Origin of the sequence: Bacillus sp. R45 (assembly GCF_021729365.1) — a bacterium.
Lineage (GTDB): Bacteria > Bacillota > Bacilli > Bacillales > Bacillaceae > Bacillus > Bacillus velezensis.
Genome location: NZ_CP091421.1, coordinates 3,594,374 through 3,614,240, shown reverse-complemented (window position 1 = coordinate 3,614,240; position 19,867 = coordinate 3,594,374). Strand labels below are relative to the sequence as shown.

Here is a 19,867-nt window from a genome sequence, read left to right as displayed (position 1 = left end):
TTTCTATAATTTTGTAAATGTAAATTTTTAACACCTTATATCATAAGGCGTTTTCTAATATATAGGAATAATTATCAATATTTTCAAATAATATTGACAGCTTGAACGTCTATGGATAATATTTACTTAAAATTTAACAGATTGGTTGGTGCTCATGATTATATTGGATAATAGCATTCAAACAAAAAGCAAGGCTTATTCAATATCTAAACTGATTACGATCAACACGCTCGGTCCTGAAGGGACAAGCAGTGAGTACGCAGCAAAAAACTTCATCACCAATTTCACCCTTCTCCAAGGGGTGAACAGCAAATTATCATTGCATGATACATTTGAATCGTGCATTGAAAAAACGCTTCAAAGTCCGCTGGAATACACAATTGTGCCTCACGCGTATGACGGCATTAAGCACTTCTACATGAGACCGGATCTGCAGCTTCTGCAAATTTTCAGGTGCGACACCCCGATGTACGGCCTGGCTGTCCGGCCCGGTTTTGAATATACGGATGACATGCTTGATAAGACTGTCATCGTATCCCACCCGTCTCCTATCAATTTGATTAAGTATTTTACCCGTAAAGATGTCACGTTTGATCTGGTGAACTCAACGAGCGCAGCCGCGAAAAGAGTGAAGGACGGTTTGTCCGACATCGCGCTGACAAATGAGCTGGCCAGACAAAAGTACGGCCTTCACTTTGTCAAAACATTTAAAAGCATTCCCATGAGCTGGTCATTATTCGGAAAAGGAGAGATTCATGATGAAAACTGAACAAGATTTGCAGGAACTTTATTTCCCGACGCCTAAATTAATAGAATGGGATAACGGAGTAAGACAATATTCGTCCGTCAGAGGCGATACGGAAGTTCTGCTTTCTTACGTTCCGCCGCATACAAACGTGGAACCGCATCAGCATAAGGAAGTCCAAATCGGCCTTGTCGTTTCCGGCGAGCTGTCCATGACTGTCGGAGATGTCACAAGAAAGATGACAGCGCTGGAATCAGCCTATATCGCGCCTCCTAACGTGCCTCACGGCGCAAGAAATGAGACGGATCAAGAAGTGATCGCCATTGATATTAAACGCCTGAAAGCCGGTGAAACCTATACAAGCCCTGAGGATTATTTTTTGAATATTTTTAAAACGAGAGACTTATTGCCTGGGATGGAAGTCACGTTCTTCGTGGAAGACTGGGTGGAAATCATGCTTGCCAACATTCCGGGCAACGGAGGAGAAATGCCGTTCCATAAACACCGCAATGAACAGATCGGCATCTGCATCGGCGGCGGCTATGATATGACCATTGAAGGCTGCAAAGTGGATATGACATTCGGCACAGCTTATTTCTGCGATCCGAGAGAAGATCACGGCGCCATCAACAGATTTGAAAAAGATTCAAAATCAGTCAATATCTTTTTCCCTCCGCGCTATAACAGAGCAAAAGCGAAAAAATTAGAGGCGAAAGAGTCATGAACCTGACGGATAAAACCGTCCTCATCACAGGGGGCGCATCAGGCATCGGTTATGCCGCGGTTCAGGCGTTTCTGAATCAAGAGGCGAATGTGGTCGTCGCGGATATTGATGAGGCGCAGGGAGAAGCGATGATCCGGAAAGAAAACAATGACAGGCTGCATTTTGTGCAGACGGATATTACAGATGAACCGGCCTGTCAAAATGCCATCCGGTCAGCGGTTGACAAGTTCGGCGGATTGGATGTGTTAATCAATAACGCCGGCATCGAAATTGTCGCCCCGATTCATGAGATGGAGCTGAGCGATTGGGACAAAGTGCTCAACGTCAATCTGACGGGCATGTTTCTTATGAGCAAGCACGCGCTCAAGTATATGCTCAAAAGCGGCAAGGGCAATATCATTAACACGTGCTCCGTCGGAGGAGTCGTCGCATGGCCCGACATTCCCGCGTATAACGCCTCTAAAGGCGGCGTATTGCAGCTGACGCGTTCGATGGCCGTCGATTACGCCAAACACAACATCCGCGTCAATTGCGTGTGCCCGGGAATCATTGACACACCTTTGAATGAAAAGTCGTTCCTTGAAAACAACGAAGGCACGCTTGAAGAAATCAAAAAAGAAAAAGCGAAAGTCAATCCGCTGCTGAGACTCGGCAAGCCTGAAGAAATAGCGAACGTCATGCTGTTTCTCGCTTCGGATTTATCAAGCTATATGACCGGAAGCGCGATCACCGCAGACGGTGGATACACCGCACAATAGAGAAGGAGTGTTTACATATGGAGAGAAAAACAGTATTGGTTATCGCTGACCTTGGGGGATGCCCGCCGCATATGTTTTACAAAAGCGCAGCCGAAAAATACAACCTCGTCAGCTTTATTCCGAGACCTTTTGCAATTACAGCCTCTCATGCGGCATTAATTGAAAAATACTCGATTGCGGTCATTAAAGATAAAGACTATTTTAAGAGTCTGGCTGATTTTGAGCATCCCGATTCGATTTACTGGGCTCATGAAGATCATGACAAACCTGAGGAAGAAGTCGTCGAAGAAATCGTCAAGGTGGCTGACATGTTCGCGGTTGACGCCATTACGACCAACAATGAACTGTTTATCGCTCCGATGGCAAAAGCGTGTGAACGTCTCGGCCTGCGGGGAGCGGGCGTACAGGCCGCTGAAAATGCCAGAGATAAAAACAAAATGAGAGCCGCCTTCAACCGGGCCGGCGTCAAGTCTATCAAAAATAAACGGGTGACGACGCTGGAAGATTTCCGCGCCGCGCTTCAGGAAATCGGAACGCCGCTTATTCTGAAGCCTACATATCTGGCGAGCTCCATCGGCGTGACGCTCATCAAAGAGAGGGAAACGGCAGAAGCAGAATTTAACAGAGTCAATGAATACCTGAAGTCGATTAACGTACCGAAAGCGGTCACGTTTGAAGCGCCTTTTATCGCGGAAGAATTTTTGCAGGGCGAGTATGACGACTGGTATGAAACAAGCGGTTATTCCGACTATATCAGCATAGAAGGCATCATGGCCGACGGGGAATACTTCCCTGTGGCGATTCATGATAAAACACCGCAAATCGGATTCACGGAGACATCGCATATTACGCCGTCCATCCTGGATGATGACGCAAAGCGGAAAATTATCGAAGCTGCCAAAAAGGCGAATGAAGGACTCGGCCTCGAAAACTGCGCGACACATACAGAAATTAAATTAATGAAAAACCGGGAAGCCGGACTGATTGAATCAGCGGCGCGATTTGCGGGCTGGAACATGATTCCGAATATTAAAAAGGTCTTCGGCGTCGATATGGCGCAACTGTTATTGGATGTTCTCTGTTTCGGAAAAGAAGCCGATCTGCCGAAAGGATTATTGGAGCAGGAGCCATGTTATGTCGCCGACTGCCACTTGTATCCTCAGCATTTCAAAGAGAACGGCCAGCTGCCTGAGACAGCTGTCGATTTCGTCATTGAAAGCATTGACATTCCCGACGGCGTCTTAAAGGGAGACACCGAACTCGTTTCTTTCTCGGCTGCCGAGGCGGGTACATCCGTGGATCTGCGGCTGTTCGAAGCGTTTAACAGCATTGCGGCGTTTGAGCTGAAAGGAAGCAATTCGGGTGACGTGGCCGAATCAATCAAACAAATTCAGCAGCAGGCGAAGCTGACTGCAAAGTATGCGTTACCGGTATGAAACAGCTGAAACCGAACTCGAAGTATTTGCTTTTCGGGCAGGCGCTTTCGTTTATGGGAGACTATTGCGTTCTCCCGGCCCTGCTCATTTTGTCTACATACTATCATGACTACTGGGTGACGTCCGGCGTTATCGCGGTCCGCAGCATTCCGATGGTGTTTCAGCCGTTTTTAGGCGTGCTCGTGGACAGGCTCGACAGGGTGAAAATCATGCTGTGGACGGATGTGATCAGAGGTGTCATCTTTTTGGGGCTGACATTTCTCCCGAAAGGCGAATATCCGCTGCTTTTTCTGGCGCTGCTGTTTGTCTCATACGGAAGCGGCGTGTTTTTTAACCCGGCACGTCTCGCGGTCATGTCGTCTTTAGAAGCGGATATTAAAAATATCAACACTTTGTTTGCAAAAGCCACGACGATTTCGATTATTGTCGGCGCTGCAGCCGGCGGACTTTTTCTGTTAGGCGGTTCTGTGGAGCTTGCCGTCGCGTTTAACGGGGTGACCTATCTTGTCTCCGCGTTTTTCATCAGCCGCATTAAGCTTCAATACGTGCCGATTCAGTCAGAAAACGTAAGAGAAGCTTTTCAGTCGTTTAAAGAAGGCCTGAAGGAAATCAAAACAAATGCTTTTGTGTTAAACGCCATGTTCACGATGATTACGATGGCGCTTTTGTGGGGTGTCGTCTACAGCTATTTCCCGATTGTCAGCCGCTTTTTAGGCGACGGGGAAATCGGCAATTTCATCCTGACGTTCTGTATCGGCTTCGGCGGCTTTATCGGCGCCGCTCTTGTCAGCAAATGGGGCTTTAACAACAATAAAGGGCTGATGTATTTTACAGTGTTATCGATCGTCTCGCTTGCGCTGTTTTTGTTTACCCCGATTTTCGCCGTGTCAGTCATTGCCGCCATTCTTTTCTTTATCGCAATGGAATACGGTGAAGTGCTGGCAAAGGTCAAAGTTCAGGAGAACGCGGCGAACCAGATTCAGGGCCGGATCTTTTCGGTGGCGGAGGCGTCCATCGGATTGTGCATCGCCGCCGGTTCCATGCTGATCAACATTGTAGACGCGGCAGTCATCATGGCGTTTATCGTCCTTTTGGTCAGCGGGCTGTTTCTGCATACAAAACTGGTCAATAAATCCTTTTCAGAACGGAATAACGAATCAGAGCAAATCCATTTATAAGGAGCCTTTCAGATGGAAATCATACCGTCCGATGTCATCAAGACACTTCCGAAACAGGAATTTTCGCTCGTTTTTCAAAAGGTAAAAGAGATGGAGAAAACGGGAGCCCAGATTATTAATCTCGGCCAGGGGAATCCCGATCTCCCCACTCCGCCGCATATCGTTGAAGCATTGCGGGAAGCTGCGCTGAATCCTTCGTATCACGGATACGGCCCGTTCAGAGGCTATTTGTTTCTGAAAGAAGCCATCGCGGAATTTTATGAGAGAGAGTACGGGGTATCGGTCAATCCGGAGACAGAAGTCGCGCTGTTCGGCGGAGGGAAAGCAGGTTTGTACGTTTTGACGCAATGCCTGCTGAACCCCGGCGATATCGCCTTAGTCCCGAACCCCGGCTACCCTGAGTATTTATCGGGAATCACAATGGCCAGAGCGGAGCTGCATGAGATGCCGCTTCATCCGGAAAACGGCTATCTGCCGGATTTTGAGCGGATTGATCCCGCCGTCCTGAAAAAAGCCAAGCTGATGTTTTTGAATTACCCGAATAACCCGACGGGCGCGACTGCGGATCAGGCGTTTTATGAAAAAGCGGCTGCGTTTGCAAAAAAACATGACATCCATCTTATTCACGATTTTGCATACGGCGCGTTCGAATTTGATCAGAACCCGGCCAGCTTTCTTCAGGCGAAAGAAGCGAAAACGGTCGGCGCGGAGCTTTATTCATTTTCGAAAACCTTCAATATGGCAGGCTGGAGAATGGCATTTGCCGTGGGGAATGAGAAAATCATTCAGGCGGTCAATGAGTTTCAGGATCACGTCTTCGTCGGCATGTTCGGCGGTCTTCAGCAGGCGGCAGCGGCGGCGCTGTCAGGAAATCCTGAGCATACGGAGCGTCTGAAGCGCACATATAAAGAACGGATTGATTTTTTCACGGCGTTATGTGAAAAGGAATTAGGCTGGAGCATTGAAAAACCGAAAGGGACTTTTTATGTCTGGGCTGAAATTCCGAATGAATTCGAGTCTTCACACCAGTTTTCAGACTATCTGCTGGAGCATGCCCATGTTGTCGTGACGCCCGGCGAGATTTTCGGCAGCGGCGGAAAGCGTTATGTCAGAATATCAATGGTGGCAAAACAGGGCGATTTAAGGGAATTCGTGCTGCGGATTCAAAAGCTAGGTTTGTCCTTTCCTTCATTACAAGAAGCATCCCGCTGAGAGCGGGATGTTTTTATTATATGCTTTTCATGCTGCCGCCGTCGGCTGACACTTGCTGTCCGGTAATATAGGAGGCTTCTTCAGAGGCAAGAAAGGCAGCCAGCGCCGCGGTTTCTTCCGCAGTTCCGACACGCTTCATCGGGACGCCTGAGGCAATCCGTTCCTCCGCTTCCGCTTTAGAAATGCCGTTTTGCTTCATGACATTCTTTACGAATTGGTGATAACGGTCTGTGGCGATAAATCCGGGATTCAGACAGTTGACAGTAATGTGAAAAGGCGCAAGCTGAATGGCGATGTTTTTGCTGGCATTAATTAAAGCGGCGTTCATCATGCTGTTGGTAAACATATTGGCGCCGGGTTCTTTCCATAGGTTTCCGACGATATTAATGATTCTGCCGAATTCGTGCTGTTTCATGATCGCTGCGGCCGTTTTCATAGAGTCGATATAGGCGATCGTTTTATTCGTAAAGGTATTTGTCATATCCTCTATATCGCAGCTTTCAAAGGTATCCGGCGAGCCGCCCGGAATGTTGTTGATCAATACATCAAGCCGTCCGCATTGTGATCTGATCTCTTCAAAAATGCCGGCTCTCGCCTTCTGGTCCGACATATCGCCGGCCAGAACGGTGACGCCCGCATCCGGATGTTTGGCGAGGATCTCTTCTTTTACCGATTCGATATTTTCGGGAACTCGTGAATTAATGACGGTATAAAAGCCATTGTCCGCCAGTTTCAGAGCGATCGCTTTGCCGATCCCCTGGCTGGCTCCCATAATAAATGCGGTTCGTTTTGACAACTGTCTGCACCCCTTTACCAAAATGGAATCTCCTTTACATCGTAAAAAAAAATGATAAAAATAGCAAATTTTATTTAAATTCTGACAAAGAAAAAACCCGCCGGACAGGCGGGTGGGTGTTACATGTGCAAAAACTTCGGAAGCGTGTCGAGAGACAAGCGGTTTCCGACAAAAAATGAACCGAATTCGCCGTAGCGCGCGCTGACTTCATCAAAGCGCATTTCGTAAACAAGTTTTTTGAACTGAAGCACATCATCGCTGAAGAGCGTGACGCCCCATTCGTAATCGTCAAAACCGACAGATCCCGTGATAATCTGTTTGACTTTGCCGGCATAGCTCCGTCCGATCAAGCCGTGGCTTCTCATCAGGTTTCTGCGTTCATCCATAGAAAGCATGTACCAGTTGTCATTGCCGCTTCTTCTTTTATCCATCGGATAGAAGCAGACGTATTTCGCTTCCGGCAGCTCAGGATACAGGCGTGCGCGGACATGCGGGTTTTCATACGGATCGCCTTCTCCGCTTGCGAGGTAGTTGCTCAGCTCAACCACGGACACGTAAGAGTAAGCCGGGATCGTAAATTCAGCAAGCTTTGATTTGTTAAATTCAAGCTCGATTTCGTTCAGCTCTTCCATTGTCGGGCGAAGAATCATCAGCATGAAATCAGCTTTCTGTCCGACGATGCTGTAGATGGTTTGCGAGCCTTTGCCTTCTTTTTGGGCGACGCCCCATTTTTCAAGCAGTCCCGTAAATTCGTGAATAATCGACAGGCGCTCATCGCTGGATAACATCTTCCATGACGTCCAGTCCATTGTGCGGAAATCGTGAAGCGCGTACCAGCCGTCAAGTGTTTGGGCGGCTTCGTTCGTTTTTTGCTGCTCACTCATGTATCTTCACTCCTATATCTTTTCATTACATTGATGTCTTCACTATATCACAGTTTAACCGTTTCGGCTGTGGAGAAACCTTGAATAATCCGAAGCCTTGTGTCAGAAACTAAGCCGTGAAACAAACCGTCAATTAAATTAGTTAGAAAAATAAGATTTCTTTTTGAAAGCGCTATAATAGAAGTTGGTTATTTGAATTTAGCTGGAAGAAGAGTATGCTGTAAAAGTAAGCGTTTTTTGTCAACATAGAGGAGGGAATATCGTGGCAGATTTATTTACAAAAGTACAAGAAAAAGTCGCAGGAAAAGATGTGAAAATCGTATTTCCTGAAGGGTTGGACGAACGTATCCTGGTTGCGGTCAATAACTTGGCGGGCAACAAGGTATTAAAGCCGATCGTAGTCGGCAATAAAGAAGACATTCAAGCAAAAGCGAAAGAATTAAATCTTACGCTTGACGGCGTGGACATTTTTGACCCGCATACATATGAAGGCATGGAAGAACTCGTTCAGGCTTTCGTAGAACGCCGCAAAGGCAAAGCGACGGAAGAACAGGCCCGCAAAGCTTTGCTGGACGAAAACTATTTCGGCACGATGCTTGTGTACAAAGGTCTCGCAGACGGACTTGTCAGCGGAGCCGCACATTCTACAGCCGATACGGTGCGCCCTGCACTGCAAATCATCAAAACAAAAGAAGGCGTGAAAAAAACATCAGGCGTCTTCATCATGGCCCGCGGTGACGAGCAGTATGTGTTCGCTGATTGCGCGATCAACATTGCTCCTGACAGCCAGGACCTTGCCGAAATCGCCATTGAAAGCGCCAATACGGCTCAAATGTTTGACATTGACCCGCGCGTTGCCATGCTCAGCTTCTCTACAAAAGGATCGGCGAAATCAGACGAGACGGACAAAGTGGCTGAAGCCGTGAAAATTGCGAAGGAAAAAGCGCCTGAGCTTACGCTTGACGGCGAATTCCAATTCGACGCTGCATTTGTGCCGTCTGTCGCGGAGAAAAAAGCGCCGGACTCCGACATTAAAGGAGACGCGAATGTATTTGTATTCCCAAGCCTTGAAGCAGGAAACATCGGCTACAAAATCGCTCAGCGCTTAGGCGGCTTTGAAGCGGTCGGACCGATTCTGCAAGGATTGAATATGCCTGTAAACGATCTTTCCAGAGGATGTAATGCGGAAGACGTCTACAATCTTGCGTTAATTACGGCTGCTCAAGCGCTGTAATCCGCAAAAGCCGGTCTTTACGAGGACCGGCTTTTTTTATAGAAAGAATGTCACTGCGGCCCAGCCGAACAGGGACAAACAGAGAGAACCGATCAAGCCTGCTGCGAGCGCCCGCCAGCCGCTATGACGAAACGCCGATATATGGACTTTCAAACCGAGACCCGCCATCGCCATGCCGATTAAAACATAAGACACTTGAACAAGAAATGCGGAAAACGAAGCTGAAATAACGCCTGATGTATGGATGGCGCTCATTCCGAGAAATCCGAAGATAAACCAAGGGATGGGGAGCGAAGCGGCAGAAGCCGTCTTTGACTTTCCGCTGCGGCGCGCCCGCATTCCGAGCATGAATGCGGCCGGGACGAGCAGCGCGACCCGGGTCAGTTTGACGATCACCGCCATCTCGACGGCTGCTTTTCCTCCGGCGCTGCCGGCCGCCGCCGCATGCGCCACTTCGTGAAGCGTTGCCCCGCAAAAGGCTCCGTAAGCCGCAGGAGAAAAGCCTAATCCATGATAAGCAAGAGAATATACAACAGTAAAAACGGTTCCTAATAACGAAACGGCGGCCGCGCTGATGGCGGCTGCATTTTCATTTGATCTGATCTGCGGCGCGATCGCGGCAATGGCAGCCGCTCCGCAGATCGCTGTGCCGCAGGCTGTCAGCGTGCTGAGTGTCTGATCTATACGGAACAGCCGGGACAGTCCGTATACAACGGCACCCGCAAACATCATACAGCAGACGGCAATTGCAAATACGTGCCAGCCCGCATGATAGATATCCGCCAGATTCAGTCTCATGCCAAGCAGGATGATGCCTGCTTTCAGCAAGTATTTGCTTGAGAACGCGATCCCCGGCTCTAATGCCGCCCGCTGTCCGAATACGGCGCGCCAGAGCATGCCGATCAGCATGGCAAGGACAAGCATTCCGAGCATATGCAAAAACGGCAGGCGGCTGACATAGAAAGCCGCAAACGCAATTCCTGCGGTAACTGAAATACCCTTTATCATCTTCATCTCAGTCACTTCCCATTATCTTGATAACTCCACTTTACTGCGGTCTTAATCATTAGTAAAATATATTTATATGATCTAAACGATTAGGAAAAATAATGATTAGGGGCGATGCTTTTTGTATTATGGGGAACTGAAAACATTCATTGCCGTCGTGGAAGAAAAAAACTTTACAAAGGCGGCGCAGAAGCTGATGATTTCTCAGCCAAGCGTCAGCCTTCACATTAAAAACCTGGAGAAAGAATTTCAAACCGCTTTGCTGAACCGCTCTCCGAAGCACTTTACGACTACGCCGACGGGGGACATTCTCTATCAGCGCGCCAAGCAGATGGTCTTTTTGTACGAACAGGCGAAATCTGAAATTTACGCCCACCATCATTATGTCAAAGGGAAGCTCAAAATCGCCGCGAGCTTTACCATCGGCGAATATATTCTGCCGCCGCTTCTCGCAAAGCTTCATGACGAGTATCCCGAACTGAACCTGGACGTCATGATCGGAAACACGGAGGAGGTCAGCGAAGCGGTTCGGATGCTTCAAGCCGATATCGGATTAATTGAAGGGCATACGGGGAAAAACGAGCTCGACATTCAGCCGTTTATGGAGGATGAATTGTGCATTGCCGCACCGAACGGACACCCGCTCGCCGGCAGAAAAAACATCCCGGCTGCCGAATTGCAAAATCAAGCGTGGGTGACAAGGGAGAAGGGTTCGGGAACGAGGGAATATTTAGACCACGTCCTTCAATCAAACGGACTGCGGCCGAAATCCATGATGACGATCAGCAGCAACCAGGGCGTCAAGGAAGCCGTGATCAGCGGAATGGGTCTTTCCGTTCTGTCAAAAAGCGTGCTGCAAAAGGATCTGCTTCACGGCAGCATTTCCGTGCTTGAGATAAAAGGATTCTCCTTAAAACGGAAACTGTCTATCATCCAATCTTCCATTATGGAGAACACAAAAAACAAAGAAATCTTCATCGCTCTTTTGAAAAGCCAATTTCAATCATCTCAAGCGGAGTGATATAATAAATGCATGGAAAGCCTATGACGAAAGGGATTTAATATAGATGGGAAAGCAACCGATTGATTTACTGATGCAGCCGAGCTGGAGAATCATTGACCAATCCAGCCTCGGCCCTTATTTTGATGCGAAGCAGTCATTCGCAATGGATGATACGCTGTGCGCCTCCGTAGGCAAAGGGGAATCGCCTGCGACGGCACGCACTTGGGTGCACCACCGGACGATCGTGCTCGGCATTCAGGACACACGCCTGCCGTTTTTAGAGGACGGCGTGAAATTGCTGGAGGGCGAAGGCTACCGTGTCATTGTCCGCAATTCCGGGGGCCTCGCGGTCGTTCTCGATGAAGGCGTATTGAATATTTCTCTTATTTTTGAAGATGAGAAAAAAGGCATCGACATTGACAGAGGCTACGAGGCGATGACAGAGCTGGTGCGGCGGATGCTGCGTCCGTACAATGCCGAAATTGAAGCATATGAAATTAAAGGATCGTACTGTCCGGGCAGCTATGATCTCAGCATCGGCGGCCGAAAATTCGCGGGAATCTCACAAAGACGCCTGCGGGGCGGAACCGCGGTTCAGATTTACCTCTGTGCCGATAAAAGCGGAAGCGAACGCGCCGATCTGATCAGACGTTTCTATCAAGCCGCTTTAAAAGACAAAAGCAACGATACAAAAAGCGTATATCCCGATATCCGGCCCGAAACGATGGCTTCATTAAGCGAATTGCTGCAAACGGACATTACCGTGCAGGACTTAATGCTGGCGCTTTTGACTGAACTGAAGGAACTCAGCGGACGCCTGTATGCAGCCGAATTATCGCCGGAAGAGGAAATGGTATTTGAAAAAAATCTGATCCGAATGCTGGAACGGAATGAGAAGGTGTTCGGCACGCAGGAAAGCTTGGACTGAGTCCGGGCTTTTTTGTTTCAATGATAACCCCGATATGTCTCATAAAATATTCAAAGTCGCTGTCCGGTCTGCCTCTGAATGAAATGGCTCCTTCTGTTTTTTTAATAAGCTGTACGATCATTCTGAAAATAGTGGTTTTACCTGAGCCGTTCGGCCCTAAAAGGCCGAATATCTCGCCTTTTCTCACATCGAAAGAAATTGACTGTACAATAGGGGTATGATTGATGGTTTTAGAGACATCTTTTAATATCAGGGCTGGTTCACTCATGCTACTTGCACACCTTCCTTATGATTTAGGGTAAAAGCCGTCAAAACCGAAGAACATGCTTCCGATCAGGCCGGCAGCGATTAAAATGAGAGCAATGCTATACCACATTTTTCGATTCAATGGTTTCCCTCCTTACAATGCTGACATTCCATTTGAAATAGCGCAAAAAGATGCGGAATATCAGTTTCGAAAGATCAAATCCGGCCATAAACACCGCCATACCCGCTCCGAGGACCATACATCCGTTAAAAATGGCTGTTACAATCGGCACTTTTACGAGGAGAAAGAATGATCCGGTCATCAGCATCAGGCCGATTGCCATCAAACTTAACACCGCAACAGAGGCAAAAAGAAACGGTGTCAGCATAAACATGAAGTTGAACATGCCCATACCCAGCATCAGGCCGAATGCTTTGAAAAAGGAGCGCCATGTTTTCTGCTCCTCGGCATCACTGATGAAAATATCCGCTTTTAAGGCGCGCGCAAGTGTTTTGGGGTTTCCTAAATTGCCGGCGATTTGTTCATCGCTTTTTCCTTCAGCGACGCCCATTTGGAATATTTCGCCGATATCGGCGAGTATCTCTTTTTGCTCAAATTCCGGCAGATCTTTTATTTCCCGCCGGAGATGTTTTAAATATTGGTCTTTACACATTCATTTTCCCTCCTTAATGATGCTGTTCACTTTTTCGGACAGGTCAAGCCATTCCGATTTTAATGTGTGATGATAAAAGGCGCCTTCTTCTGTTACTTTGTAATATTTGCGTGACGGGCCTTGATCTGAAGCTGCTGTATACGTTTTTAAATAGTTATTTTTCGTAAGTCTTCGTAATATGGGGTAGATGGTGCCCTCCGATACAGGGAACGTTTCACTTATGACCTTGATTAATTCATAACCATATAAATCTTCATAAAGAAGCAGGGACAACACACAAAGTTCCAATGCTCCTTTTCGTAATTGGCTACTCATTTACTATCATTCCCATCATATCTAATAATTGTATTCTCTATACAGTGTATTGCACAGTAGCTAATCGATCAATAATTCCCAAGAACCATTTGGGATGAGGAATTGAATCTTTATGCTTATGTGCGGGCGGGGACCGAGATGCGCAGCCCTTGCGGGAAGAAGGCCTCCTGAACAATGTTTACATTAATATAGATCAGGATGCGCGTCATTGACAAATGGCAAAAACCCCTTTTTCCATGACAAAGAAAGGGGTTTTTTGCGTTATTCGGCCATTTTTTCTAAATTGCCGTTTCGGTCCATTTTAAAGGACGGAGACGCATGCTCGTCGTCTTCAAATAAAACTAGTTTTCTGGCTCTGTTCATAATTTTCACCAAGGTTTCGTAGTCTTCCTGAATGGTTTTTTGATCTTTTTCAAGCTTTTCGACGGCCGCTTCCAGCTGCTCGGTTTTAGACTGAAGTTCTTGGTTTTCCCGTTTTAAACGGTCATTTTCCATCTGCAGGGCGGAAGTTTGCTTTCCGCTGCCTTCATAGCTCTGCAGAAATTGAATGACGTCTGCCATTGTGAGCTCCGCCTTTTGGCTCGGCTGCTGAGGCGCCAGCAAATGTGATAAACTAGCTAACTCTTCCTTGAAGCTTTCATCGACATAAGGCATATGTTCGCCGGACATGACGGCTTGCCGATCCTCTTTTGGCGCTTCCGTTTGAACCGTCACTTCGGCTGCGGTTTCTTGAATGATGTCCGCATCCGGTGCAGGCGGCTGGTATAATAGTTTCTTCTTGGCCGGCTGGCCGTTTCCGAGCGCGCGCATCCGCTGTTTCCGCTGTTTTTTTGCAAGCTGAAGCGCTTTTTCATATTGATGGCGCACGACGGCATTCCATCTGAATCCGCACGCTGCCGACGTTCTGTTTAATTTATCGCCTACCTCTTCAAAGGCGTTCAGCTGCGTGCTTCCTTCCCGGACGTGCCGGAGCACGGTTTCCGCAAGCAGCAGGTCATTTTCCTCCGACCAGGCGTCCTGTCTTTGCTTTGTCAATGTTCTCAACCCCCAATAATCTTTGATGGTATTAGAATGTCCAGATTGGAAAATATTTATACAAATTGGCTGAAAGAATGAGAGATACGCAGAGCCTTGCAGGATAAGATGAATCCTTGTACAATAAAACGTGATGTGATTTTTTTCGTTTTTAAAAATTAAGATTTAACATAGAGGAACATTGAATGAAGGGAAGCGTACATCATGGCTAATGAATTCCGAGTGTGTGATGATTGCCAGGCCACCAATATTAAGACATTGCTGCCGCGTTTGAAAGAAGCTGACCCGGATGCAAAAGTGGAGGTCGGATGTCAGTCATATTGCGGGCCCGGACGCAAGAAATCGTTTGCTTTCGTAAACAACCGCCCGCTGTCGGCGCCGACTGAGGACGAGCTGATTGAGAAAGTGAAAAAGAAGATCAAAAAGTAAATGTGCATTTTTACGACAGCCTCGCCCGATGGGTCAGGCTTTTTTGCTTCAAAAAATCAATGATTGAAAACTGGAACAAAACGCCGGACAAATTCAAGGATGTTTTCAAATTACAGAGCCGATATAATAGAATCACGGCTAAAAAAAAGAGGGAATGACGATGGCGTATCCAAACGGAAAATTATCAGAAGAAAAAGTGTTTAAAGATCCCGTTCACCGCTATGTTCATGTGCGGGACAAGCTGATCTGGGATTTGATCGGCACCCGTGAATTTCAGCGGCTGCGCCGGATCAAACAGCTCGGTACGACGTATTTGACGTTTCACGGCGCGGAACACAGCCGTTTTAACCATTCTCTCGGCGTCTATGAGATTGTCAGACGAATGGTTGATGATGTTTTTAAAGGGCGTCCTGAATGGGATGACAATGAACGCGAACTCTGTCTCAGCGCCGCGCTTTTGCACGATTTGGGACATGGGCCGTTTTCGCATTCCTTTGAAAAGGTTTTTCATCTGGATCATGAAGACTATACGAGGGAAATCATTCTCGGCGACACCGAGGTGAATCAGGTTCTCAGAAAGGCGGGACCGGGATTTCCGCAGGATGTTGCCGAAGTCATTGCCAAAACATACAAAAACAAACAGGTGGTCAGCCTGATTTCGAGCCAGATTGACGCCGACAGGATGGATTACCTTCAGCGGGACGCATACTATACGGGCGTCAGCTACGGACATTTTGATATGGAACGGATTTTAAGGGTCATGCGTCCGCGAGAGGACCAGATCGTCATTAAGCAAAGCGGCATGCACGCCGTCGAAGACTATATTATGAGCCGCTATCAAATGTACTGGCAGGTGTATTTTCATCCCGTGACGAGAAGCGCTGAAGTCATTTTGACGAAAATTCTCCACCGTGCGAAGCAGCTCCATGAAGAAGGGTATATATTCACTCATGCTCCCGTTCATTTTTATTCCATTTTTGAAGGGAAGCTGACGCTTGCGGATTATCTGAAGCTTGATGAAGCCATCATTTTATATTATTTCCAGGCTTGGGAGGAAGAAGAGGACCCGATTCTGTCCGACTTGTGCCGCCGCTTCATTAACCGCCAGCTGTTTCAATATGCCGAATTTAATCCGAATGAGGAAATGTCGGCTTATTTTGAACTGACCGCTCTCTTTAAAGAGGCGGGAATTGATCCCAATTACTATTTAGTGGTCGATTCTTCATCGGATCTGCCGTATGATTTTTACCGGCCGGGTGAAGAGGAGGAGCGTCTGCCGATTCATCTGTTAACGCAGAACGGCCAGATCAAAGAGCTGTCCAGGCAGTCCGCCATTGTCGAATCCATTTCGGGCAAACGCCGGACGGACCATAAGCTCTACTATCCGATGGACCTCATTTGCGACGATTCAGAAAACCCTGAAGCAAAATTAAAAATCCGGCAGCTGCTGGGACTGACATAGAAGGATTTTGGTAAAGAAGGAAAAGGAGATGTCGGGAATTTGTTGAAAGAACATGCAAAACTGATGAAGGTGTTCTCGGATTCTGGAGAAATCATCGGGCGGAAAAAGCTGCAGAAAATCATTTATATCGCGAAGAAAATGCAGTATCCTTTCTACGAAAAATATGATTTTCATTTTTACGGCCCGTATTCCGAAGAACTGACGCTTCGAATTGAAGAGCTGTGCAATCTTGGGTTTCTGGATGAGGTGAAGGAAAAAAAGGGCGGCTACTTTCAATACCGGTACTCGCTGACGGAGACGGGAGCCGAGTTTTTACATCATGCGGAGCTTAAGATGCCGGATATGAAGAAGTACATCGACAGCGTCAACAGCCGCTCATCCCGGTTTCTGGAGCTGGTGTCTACGATTTTGTATTTTGACGGCCTTGAAGCTGAGGAAAAGAAAGAGAAAGTGTTTACGATAAAAAGCAAACAGAAATATACGGATGAAGAATATGATGAGGCGCTTCACTACATAGAAGAGCTGAAACACATTTGTTAAAGGCGATGCTTTCGTCTTTTTTTATGAAAAAACCAGGCCGCGATGAAGCGGGCCTGGTTTTGTTTATTGTCTCAATTTGCTGTGCTTGTACGAATATAAAAAGTAAACGATGACGCCGATGATCAGCCAGACGGCAAAATAAAGCCACGTTTTCAGCGGCAGATTGACCATTAAAAACAAACAGCAGATAATGGCCAAAATCGGCAGTACGGGTACAAAAGGCACTTTAAATCCCCGTGGCAGATCTTTATGGGTGCGGCGCAGAATCAGCACGGACAGACTGACCATGGCAAATGTCAATAGCGCGCCGATGTTTGAGAGATCCGACAGCTCTTTCAGATCAACAAAACCCGCGATGCATGCGCTGATCAGTCCGATCAGCCACGTATTAAAGATTGGCGCTCCCGATTTCTTTCCGACAATGGTAAAGACTTTCGGCAGCATTCCGTCTCTTGCCATCGCAAAAGATATACGGGTCGCCGCATAGGTATGAGCGAGAACGACGGCCATCAGTCCGATCACCGCACCGGCAGCGATAATGCCCGCCACCGCGTTTTGTCCGACAGTCTGCAGCACATAAGACATGGCTTCCGGCACATTAAGCTGTGAATACGGAACCATACCCGTCATGACGAGACAGACGATGACGTATACCAATGTACAGATCACCAGTGAACCGATAATACCGATCGGCAGGTTGCGCTGCGGTTTTTTGACTTCTTCAGCCGAAGCCGAAATCGCGTCAAACCCGAGAAACGCAAAAAAGACGGCAGAAGCCCCCGTAATGACGCCTTTGATTCCAAAAGGCATAAAAGGATGCCAATTGCCCGGCTTTACAAAAAAGCTTCCTGTGATGATAAACAGCAAAACAATTCCGATTTTTACGAGAACCATTATATTATTAAAGGTTTTGCTCTCTTTAGAGCCGCGTGACAGAACGACGGCAATTAATAGAGTAATGATGATGGCAGGAAGGTTGACGATCCCCCCCTGGCTCGGCACGTGCAGCAGACTGTCCGGCAAAGGCATGCCGATTTCGGCTAACAGATTATTAAAATAACTTGACCAGCCGCTTGCCACCGCTGACGCCGTCACCATATAAACGGATAAGAGCGTCCAGCCCATTAAATGGCCGACAATTTCTCCCATGGTGGTATAAGAGTAAATATAGGCGCTTCCGTAAACCGGGAGAACAGAAGCGATTTCGGCGTAACATAATGCTGCAAGGCTGCAGACAACGGCTGCAATGATAAAAGAAAAGATTACGGAAGGCCCGGCGTTTTTCGCGGCTGTAATGCCTGTAAGAACCATGACGCCCGTCCCGATGACGGCGCCGATGCCCAGTAATGTTAAATCAAATCCACCCATCGTTTTGGCAGTCTGCCTTTTTCTGCTTTGTTCAAGCAGCTGGGTGATGTCTTTTTTTTGTAGGATATTCCGCAACACGCATCCCTCCATCCAAAAGCAAAAGCCAAGAGGGACTCTTTGGCTTTTACCCGTGTCACATCTTCTGTGTAATCGACAATCCTGTGTTCTGTTTCCCCGTCTGTTCCGTTTCTTTTCTTTTCTTTTCCAATCATATTGTCTGCCGCATCCGATCAGATTATCCTTTCCGTCAAACGCAGTCACCCTTAATGATTTTACCTGAATCGTGTCTATAAAACCAGCATTGCATAAAAGGATATGGTAAAAAAGAGGGAGACAAAAGTCTGTGCAGGGCAGGATAAAAGTTGCGGGCATTCCGGCCGGAATTTTGACTTTCTCCGTAAGGTATCAGTAAAATGTAATAAAAAACAAACAAATGATGATGGATGCATCTTGAAATGGGGAGTTTCTGCATGAAGCACGATAACTTGCAAGCAAATGTACTGGATTACGCGCTCACGAAATATTTAAAGAGCACGAAAAAGCTTGATGAGGCGACAATTCCAAAGAGTATAAACAATATCAGAGGATTTATTCTGAGGATTATTTACCGGCACGGCACGTGCACGATTAAAGATATATTGCAGGAGGTCACATTATCGCCTTCCGCCACGACAACCGCTCTCAATCATTTAGAAAAAGAAGGATTCGTGGAAAGGTCGAGAAACAATGAAGACCGCCGCACGGTATGGATGACGCTTTCCGAATCGGGAAAAATGGCGGCCATGCAAATGATTGAAAACCGGCAGCTGCTCATTGACGAACTGTTCGAAGCATTGACAGAGGAAGAAAAGAAAATCTTTTTCAGCCTGGTTGAAAAGGTTGTGAAATAAGCCGGCCTGACATAGCAGCGCCGGCCATTATCAAGGATTACTCCGTATCGCTGATCCGTTTGCCGGCGACGGCGTAATGATCCTTTCTCATTTCTTCAATCATGACAATGATCTTTTCTTCGGCTGCGCCTGTCGTTTCTTTTACGGCTTCTGTCACTTTTTCAACCAGATTCCGTTTTTGTTCATCTGTGCGGCCTTCAAGCATTTTAACGGTTACGAGCGGCATGGTGCTGATCCTCCTTTATCGTTTCCTCTCTTTGGAAGAGAGATCACTTATAGTATACTGAATGAAGGACAATCTTGCATTTTTAAAAAAAGGGGATTTTGACATTTGGACAGATTTTTATATTATCCGCTGGAGCTTATGCCCTATGTCGTGATTACGCTGATCGTGGCATTTACGATGCATGAACTGGCGCACGCGTATGTCGCGTATCGGTTCGGAGACGATACCGCGGCGAGACAGGGCAGATTAACGCTCAATCCGATTAAACATCTTGATGTTTTCGGAACGATTCTAATTTTGGTCGCGGGTTTCGGCTGGGCCCGTCCGGTGCCGGTGAACCGCCGCGCCTTTAAAAGACCGCGGCTGGCGGGAGTGCTGGTTTCCGTCGCCGGGCCCGTAAGCAACCTGCTTCTTGCCTTTATCGGTTTCTTTTTGCTAGTGTTGATGCATGCTTACGGAATGGAGCTGCTTTCTGCATTCAGCATGGGGCTTGACCGCTTTTTCTCTATTTGGATTCAGCTGAATCTCGCGCTGTGTTTATTCAACCTGCTGCCGCTTCCTCCGCTTGACGGCTACCGGATTATTGAGGATCTCGTGCCGCCGCGGGTGCGCGCCAAAATGACTCAGTTTGAGAGCTACGGGATTATCGTGTTTCTCGTGCTGTTTGTGACACCGGTCGGCTCCTATGTCGTGTGGCCGCTGTTAAGCGAGGGGAGAGACTGGATTCTCAAGGTATTTGCCATTATATTTCAACCGCTTTTGTAGGAGGGTATTTT

At 47.4% G+C, this 19,867-nt stretch carries 22 protein-coding genes and 1 pseudogene; 14 read left to right on the top strand and 9 right to left on the bottom strand.

Annotated elements, in window-relative coordinates:
• The first annotated feature begins 154 nt into the window (after positions 1 to 154).
• From L3V45_RS17945 to L3V45_RS17920, 6 genes are read left to right on the top strand one after another with little or no spacing between them, the layout of a single operon-like run.
• Positions 155 to 769: a bacilysin biosynthesis protein BacA gene (locus tag L3V45_RS17945; RefSeq protein ID WP_003150997.1), complete on the top strand. Its 615-nt coding sequence runs from the start codon at positions 155 to 157 to the stop codon at positions 767 to 769.
• Positions 759 to 1,469 carry a 3-((4R)-4-hydroxycyclohexa-1,5-dien-1-yl)-2-oxopropanoate isomerase gene (locus L3V45_RS17940; protein WP_003151000.1) on the top strand — a complete coding sequence of 237 codons (711 nt, stop codon included), beginning with the start codon at positions 759 to 761 and terminating at the stop codon, positions 1,467 to 1,469. Before L3V45_RS17945 ends, L3V45_RS17940 begins: the two co-directional genes overlap by 11 nt.
• Complete coding sequence (gene bacC / locus L3V45_RS17935; protein WP_003151003.1) at positions 1,466 to 2,227, top strand: dihydroanticapsin 7-dehydrogenase; 762 nt, start codon at positions 1,466 to 1,468, stop codon at positions 2,225 to 2,227. Before L3V45_RS17940 ends, bacC begins: the two co-directional genes overlap by 4 nt.
• Before the next feature lie 17 nt (positions 2,228 to 2,244).
• Positions 2,245 to 3,663, top strand: a complete 1,419-nt coding sequence (locus L3V45_RS17930) for an alanine--anticapsin ligase (protein ID WP_003151005.1) — start codon at positions 2,245 to 2,247, stop codon at positions 3,661 to 3,663.
• Positions 3,660 to 4,841, top strand: coding sequence for a bacilysin exporter BacE (locus L3V45_RS17925; protein ID WP_003151007.1), 1,182 nt, complete (start codon positions 3,660 to 3,662; stop codon positions 4,839 to 4,841). The genes L3V45_RS17930 and L3V45_RS17925 overlap by 4 nt, the downstream gene beginning before the upstream one ends.
• A gap of 12 nt (positions 4,842 to 4,853) precedes the next feature.
• Positions 4,854 to 6,053 (top strand): transaminase BacF, encoded by a 1,200-nt coding sequence (locus L3V45_RS17920; protein ID WP_234949493.1) that lies wholly within the window; start codon positions 4,854 to 4,856, stop codon positions 6,051 to 6,053.
• A gap of 16 nt (positions 6,054 to 6,069) precedes the next feature.
• Here L3V45_RS17920 and L3V45_RS17915 read toward each other — a convergent pair whose 3' ends face one another.
• Together L3V45_RS17915 and hemQ are read right to left on the bottom strand one after the other, a co-directional pair.
• Positions 6,070 to 6,849: an NADPH-dependent reductase BacG gene (locus L3V45_RS17915; RefSeq protein ID WP_024085927.1), complete on the bottom strand. Its 780-nt coding sequence runs from the start codon at positions 6,847 to 6,849 to the stop codon at positions 6,070 to 6,072.
• 119 nt (positions 6,850 to 6,968) lie between these two features.
• The gene (gene hemQ / locus L3V45_RS17910; protein WP_236837133.1) at positions 6,969 to 7,733 is read right to left on the bottom strand and encodes a hydrogen peroxide-dependent heme synthase; all 765 of its coding nucleotides are present in this window, start codon (positions 7,731 to 7,733) and stop codon (positions 6,969 to 6,971) included.
• Positions 7,734 to 7,995: 262 nt separating this feature from the next.
• On the opposite strand from hemQ, the gene pta reads away from it, so the two are divergent.
• On the top strand, positions 7,996 to 8,967 hold the full coding sequence (pta, locus tag L3V45_RS17905) for a phosphate acetyltransferase (RefSeq protein WP_003151012.1): 972 nt from the start codon (positions 7,996 to 7,998) through the stop codon (positions 8,965 to 8,967).
• A gap of 36 nt (positions 8,968 to 9,003) precedes the next feature.
• On the opposite strand, the gene L3V45_RS17900 is transcribed toward pta, so the two are convergent.
• The gene (locus tag L3V45_RS17900; RefSeq protein WP_015387551.1) at positions 9,004 to 9,981 is read right to left on the bottom strand and encodes a YeiH family protein; all 978 of its coding nucleotides are present in this window, start codon (positions 9,979 to 9,981) and stop codon (positions 9,004 to 9,006) included.
• A 115-nt stretch (positions 9,982 to 10,096) separates the two neighbouring features.
• On the opposite strand from L3V45_RS17900, the gene L3V45_RS17895 reads away from it, so the two are divergent.
• Both L3V45_RS17895 and L3V45_RS17890 read left to right on the top strand, forming a co-directional pair.
• Positions 10,097 to 10,996 carry a cysJI operon transcriptional regulator CysL gene (locus L3V45_RS17895; RefSeq protein WP_003151014.1) on the top strand — a complete coding sequence of 300 codons (900 nt, stop codon included), beginning with the start codon at positions 10,097 to 10,099 and terminating at the stop codon, positions 10,994 to 10,996.
• 46 nt (positions 10,997 to 11,042) lie between these two features.
• Positions 11,043 to 11,906, top strand: a complete 864-nt coding sequence (locus L3V45_RS17890) for an octanoyl-[GcvH]:protein N-octanoyltransferase (protein WP_057080302.1) — start codon at positions 11,043 to 11,045, stop codon at positions 11,904 to 11,906.
• On the opposite strand, the pseudogene L3V45_RS17885 reads toward L3V45_RS17890, so the two are convergent.
• The 4 genes and pseudogenes from L3V45_RS17885 to L3V45_RS17870 all read right to left on the bottom strand — a co-directional run.
• A pseudogene (locus L3V45_RS17885) lies at positions 11,887 to 12,174 on the bottom strand (ATP-binding cassette domain-containing protein); the annotation flags it as partial. The gene L3V45_RS17890 and the pseudogene L3V45_RS17885 overlap by 20 nt on opposite strands.
• A gap of 97 nt (positions 12,175 to 12,271) precedes the next feature.
• Positions 12,272 to 12,826, bottom strand: coding sequence for an HAAS signaling domain-containing protein (locus L3V45_RS17880; protein ID WP_069013126.1), 555 nt, complete (start codon positions 12,824 to 12,826; stop codon positions 12,272 to 12,274).
• Positions 12,827 to 13,141, bottom strand: a complete 315-nt coding sequence (locus L3V45_RS17875) for a PadR family transcriptional regulator (protein WP_014306027.1) — start codon at positions 13,139 to 13,141, stop codon at positions 12,827 to 12,829.
• A 261-nt stretch (positions 13,142 to 13,402) separates the two neighbouring features.
• On the bottom strand, positions 13,403 to 14,176 hold the full coding sequence (locus L3V45_RS17870) for an RsfA family transcriptional regulator (protein WP_139886742.1): 774 nt from the start codon (positions 14,174 to 14,176) through the stop codon (positions 13,403 to 13,405).
• Between the two features lie 204 nt (positions 14,177 to 14,380).
• Here L3V45_RS17870 and L3V45_RS17865 point away from each other — a divergent pair, with 204 nt between their 5' ends.
• The 3 genes from L3V45_RS17865 to L3V45_RS17855 all read left to right on the top strand — a co-directional run bounded on the left by L3V45_RS17865 (position 14,381) and on the right by L3V45_RS17855 (position 16,607).
• Positions 14,381 to 14,605, top strand: coding sequence for a YuzB family protein (locus L3V45_RS17865; protein ID WP_003151034.1), 225 nt, complete (start codon positions 14,381 to 14,383; stop codon positions 14,603 to 14,605).
• Positions 14,606 to 14,765: 160 nt separating this feature from the next.
• Complete coding sequence (locus L3V45_RS17860) at positions 14,766 to 16,067, top strand: HD domain-containing protein (RefSeq protein ID WP_003151035.1); 1,302 nt, start codon at positions 14,766 to 14,768, stop codon at positions 16,065 to 16,067.
• A gap of 39 nt (positions 16,068 to 16,106) precedes the next feature.
• Positions 16,107 to 16,607 (top strand): YwgA family protein, encoded by a 501-nt coding sequence (locus L3V45_RS17855; RefSeq protein ID WP_003151036.1) that lies wholly within the window; start codon positions 16,107 to 16,109, stop codon positions 16,605 to 16,607.
• A 63-nt stretch (positions 16,608 to 16,670) separates the two neighbouring features.
• On the opposite strand, the gene L3V45_RS17850 is transcribed toward L3V45_RS17855, so the two are convergent.
• The gene (locus L3V45_RS17850) at positions 16,671 to 18,050 is read right to left on the bottom strand and encodes an amino acid permease (RefSeq protein ID WP_003151037.1); all 1,380 of its coding nucleotides are present in this window, start codon (positions 18,048 to 18,050) and stop codon (positions 16,671 to 16,673) included.
• A 395-nt stretch (positions 18,051 to 18,445) separates the two neighbouring features.
• Here L3V45_RS17850 and L3V45_RS17845 point away from each other — a divergent pair, with 395 nt between their 5' ends.
• A complete protein-coding gene (locus tag L3V45_RS17845; protein WP_003151040.1) occupies positions 18,446 to 18,865 on the top strand; it encodes a MarR family transcriptional regulator in 420 nt (139 codons plus the stop codon).
• Between the two features lie 37 nt (positions 18,866 to 18,902).
• Here the strand turns inward: L3V45_RS17845 and L3V45_RS17840 are convergent, their stop codons facing one another.
• Complete coding sequence (locus L3V45_RS17840) at positions 18,903 to 19,091, bottom strand: 2-hydroxymuconate tautomerase (protein WP_003151042.1); 189 nt, start codon at positions 19,089 to 19,091, stop codon at positions 18,903 to 18,905.
• 105 nt (positions 19,092 to 19,196) lie between these two features.
• Here L3V45_RS17840 and L3V45_RS17835 point away from each other — a divergent pair, with 105 nt between their 5' ends.
• Positions 19,197 to 19,856 carry a site-2 protease family protein gene (locus tag L3V45_RS17835; RefSeq protein WP_003151043.1) on the top strand — a complete coding sequence of 220 codons (660 nt, stop codon included), beginning with the start codon at positions 19,197 to 19,199 and terminating at the stop codon, positions 19,854 to 19,856.
• Positions 19,857 to 19,867: the final 11 nt, after the last annotated feature.

Excerpts from the sequence above, each read along its gene's own strand:
- L3V45_RS17945 (WP_003150997.1), top strand. The coding sequence starts at position 155 with ATGATTATATTGGATAATAGCATTCAAACAAAAAGCAAGGCTTATTCA.
- L3V45_RS17940 (WP_003151000.1), top strand. The coding sequence starts at position 759 with ATGAAAACTGAACAAGATTTGCAGGAACTTTATTTCCCGACGCCTAAA.
- bacC (WP_003151003.1), top strand. The coding sequence starts at position 1,466 with ATGAACCTGACGGATAAAACCGTCCTCATCACAGGGGGCGCATCAGGC.
- L3V45_RS17930 (WP_003151005.1), top strand. The coding sequence starts at position 2,245 with ATGGAGAGAAAAACAGTATTGGTTATCGCTGACCTTGGGGGATGCCCG.
- L3V45_RS17925 (WP_003151007.1), top strand. The coding sequence starts at position 3,660 with ATGAAACAGCTGAAACCGAACTCGAAGTATTTGCTTTTCGGGCAGGCG.
- L3V45_RS17920 (WP_234949493.1), top strand. The coding sequence starts at position 4,854 with ATGGAAATCATACCGTCCGATGTCATCAAGACACTTCCGAAACAGGAA.
- hemQ (WP_236837133.1), bottom strand. The coding sequence starts at position 7,733 with ATGAGTGAGCAGCAAAAAACGAACGAAGCCGCCCAAACACTTGACGGC.
- L3V45_RS17900 (WP_015387551.1), bottom strand. The coding sequence starts at position 9,981 with ATGAAGATGATAAAGGGTATTTCAGTTACCGCAGGAATTGCGTTTGCG.
- L3V45_RS17890 (WP_057080302.1), top strand. The coding sequence starts at position 11,043 with ATGGGAAAGCAACCGATTGATTTACTGATGCAGCCGAGCTGGAGAATC.
- L3V45_RS17880 (WP_069013126.1), bottom strand. The coding sequence starts at position 12,826 with ATGTGTAAAGACCAATATTTAAAACATCTCCGGCGGGAAATAAAAGAT.
- L3V45_RS17875 (WP_014306027.1), bottom strand. The coding sequence starts at position 13,141 with ATGAGTAGCCAATTACGAAAAGGAGCATTGGAACTTTGTGTGTTGTCC.
- L3V45_RS17865 (WP_003151034.1), top strand. The coding sequence starts at position 14,381 with ATGGCTAATGAATTCCGAGTGTGTGATGATTGCCAGGCCACCAATATT.
- L3V45_RS17860 (WP_003151035.1), top strand. The coding sequence starts at position 14,766 with ATGGCGTATCCAAACGGAAAATTATCAGAAGAAAAAGTGTTTAAAGAT.
- L3V45_RS17845 (WP_003151040.1), top strand. The coding sequence starts at position 18,446 with ATGAAGCACGATAACTTGCAAGCAAATGTACTGGATTACGCGCTCACG.
- L3V45_RS17840 (WP_003151042.1), bottom strand. The coding sequence starts at position 19,091 with ATGCCGCTCGTAACCGTTAAAATGCTTGAAGGCCGCACAGATGAACAA.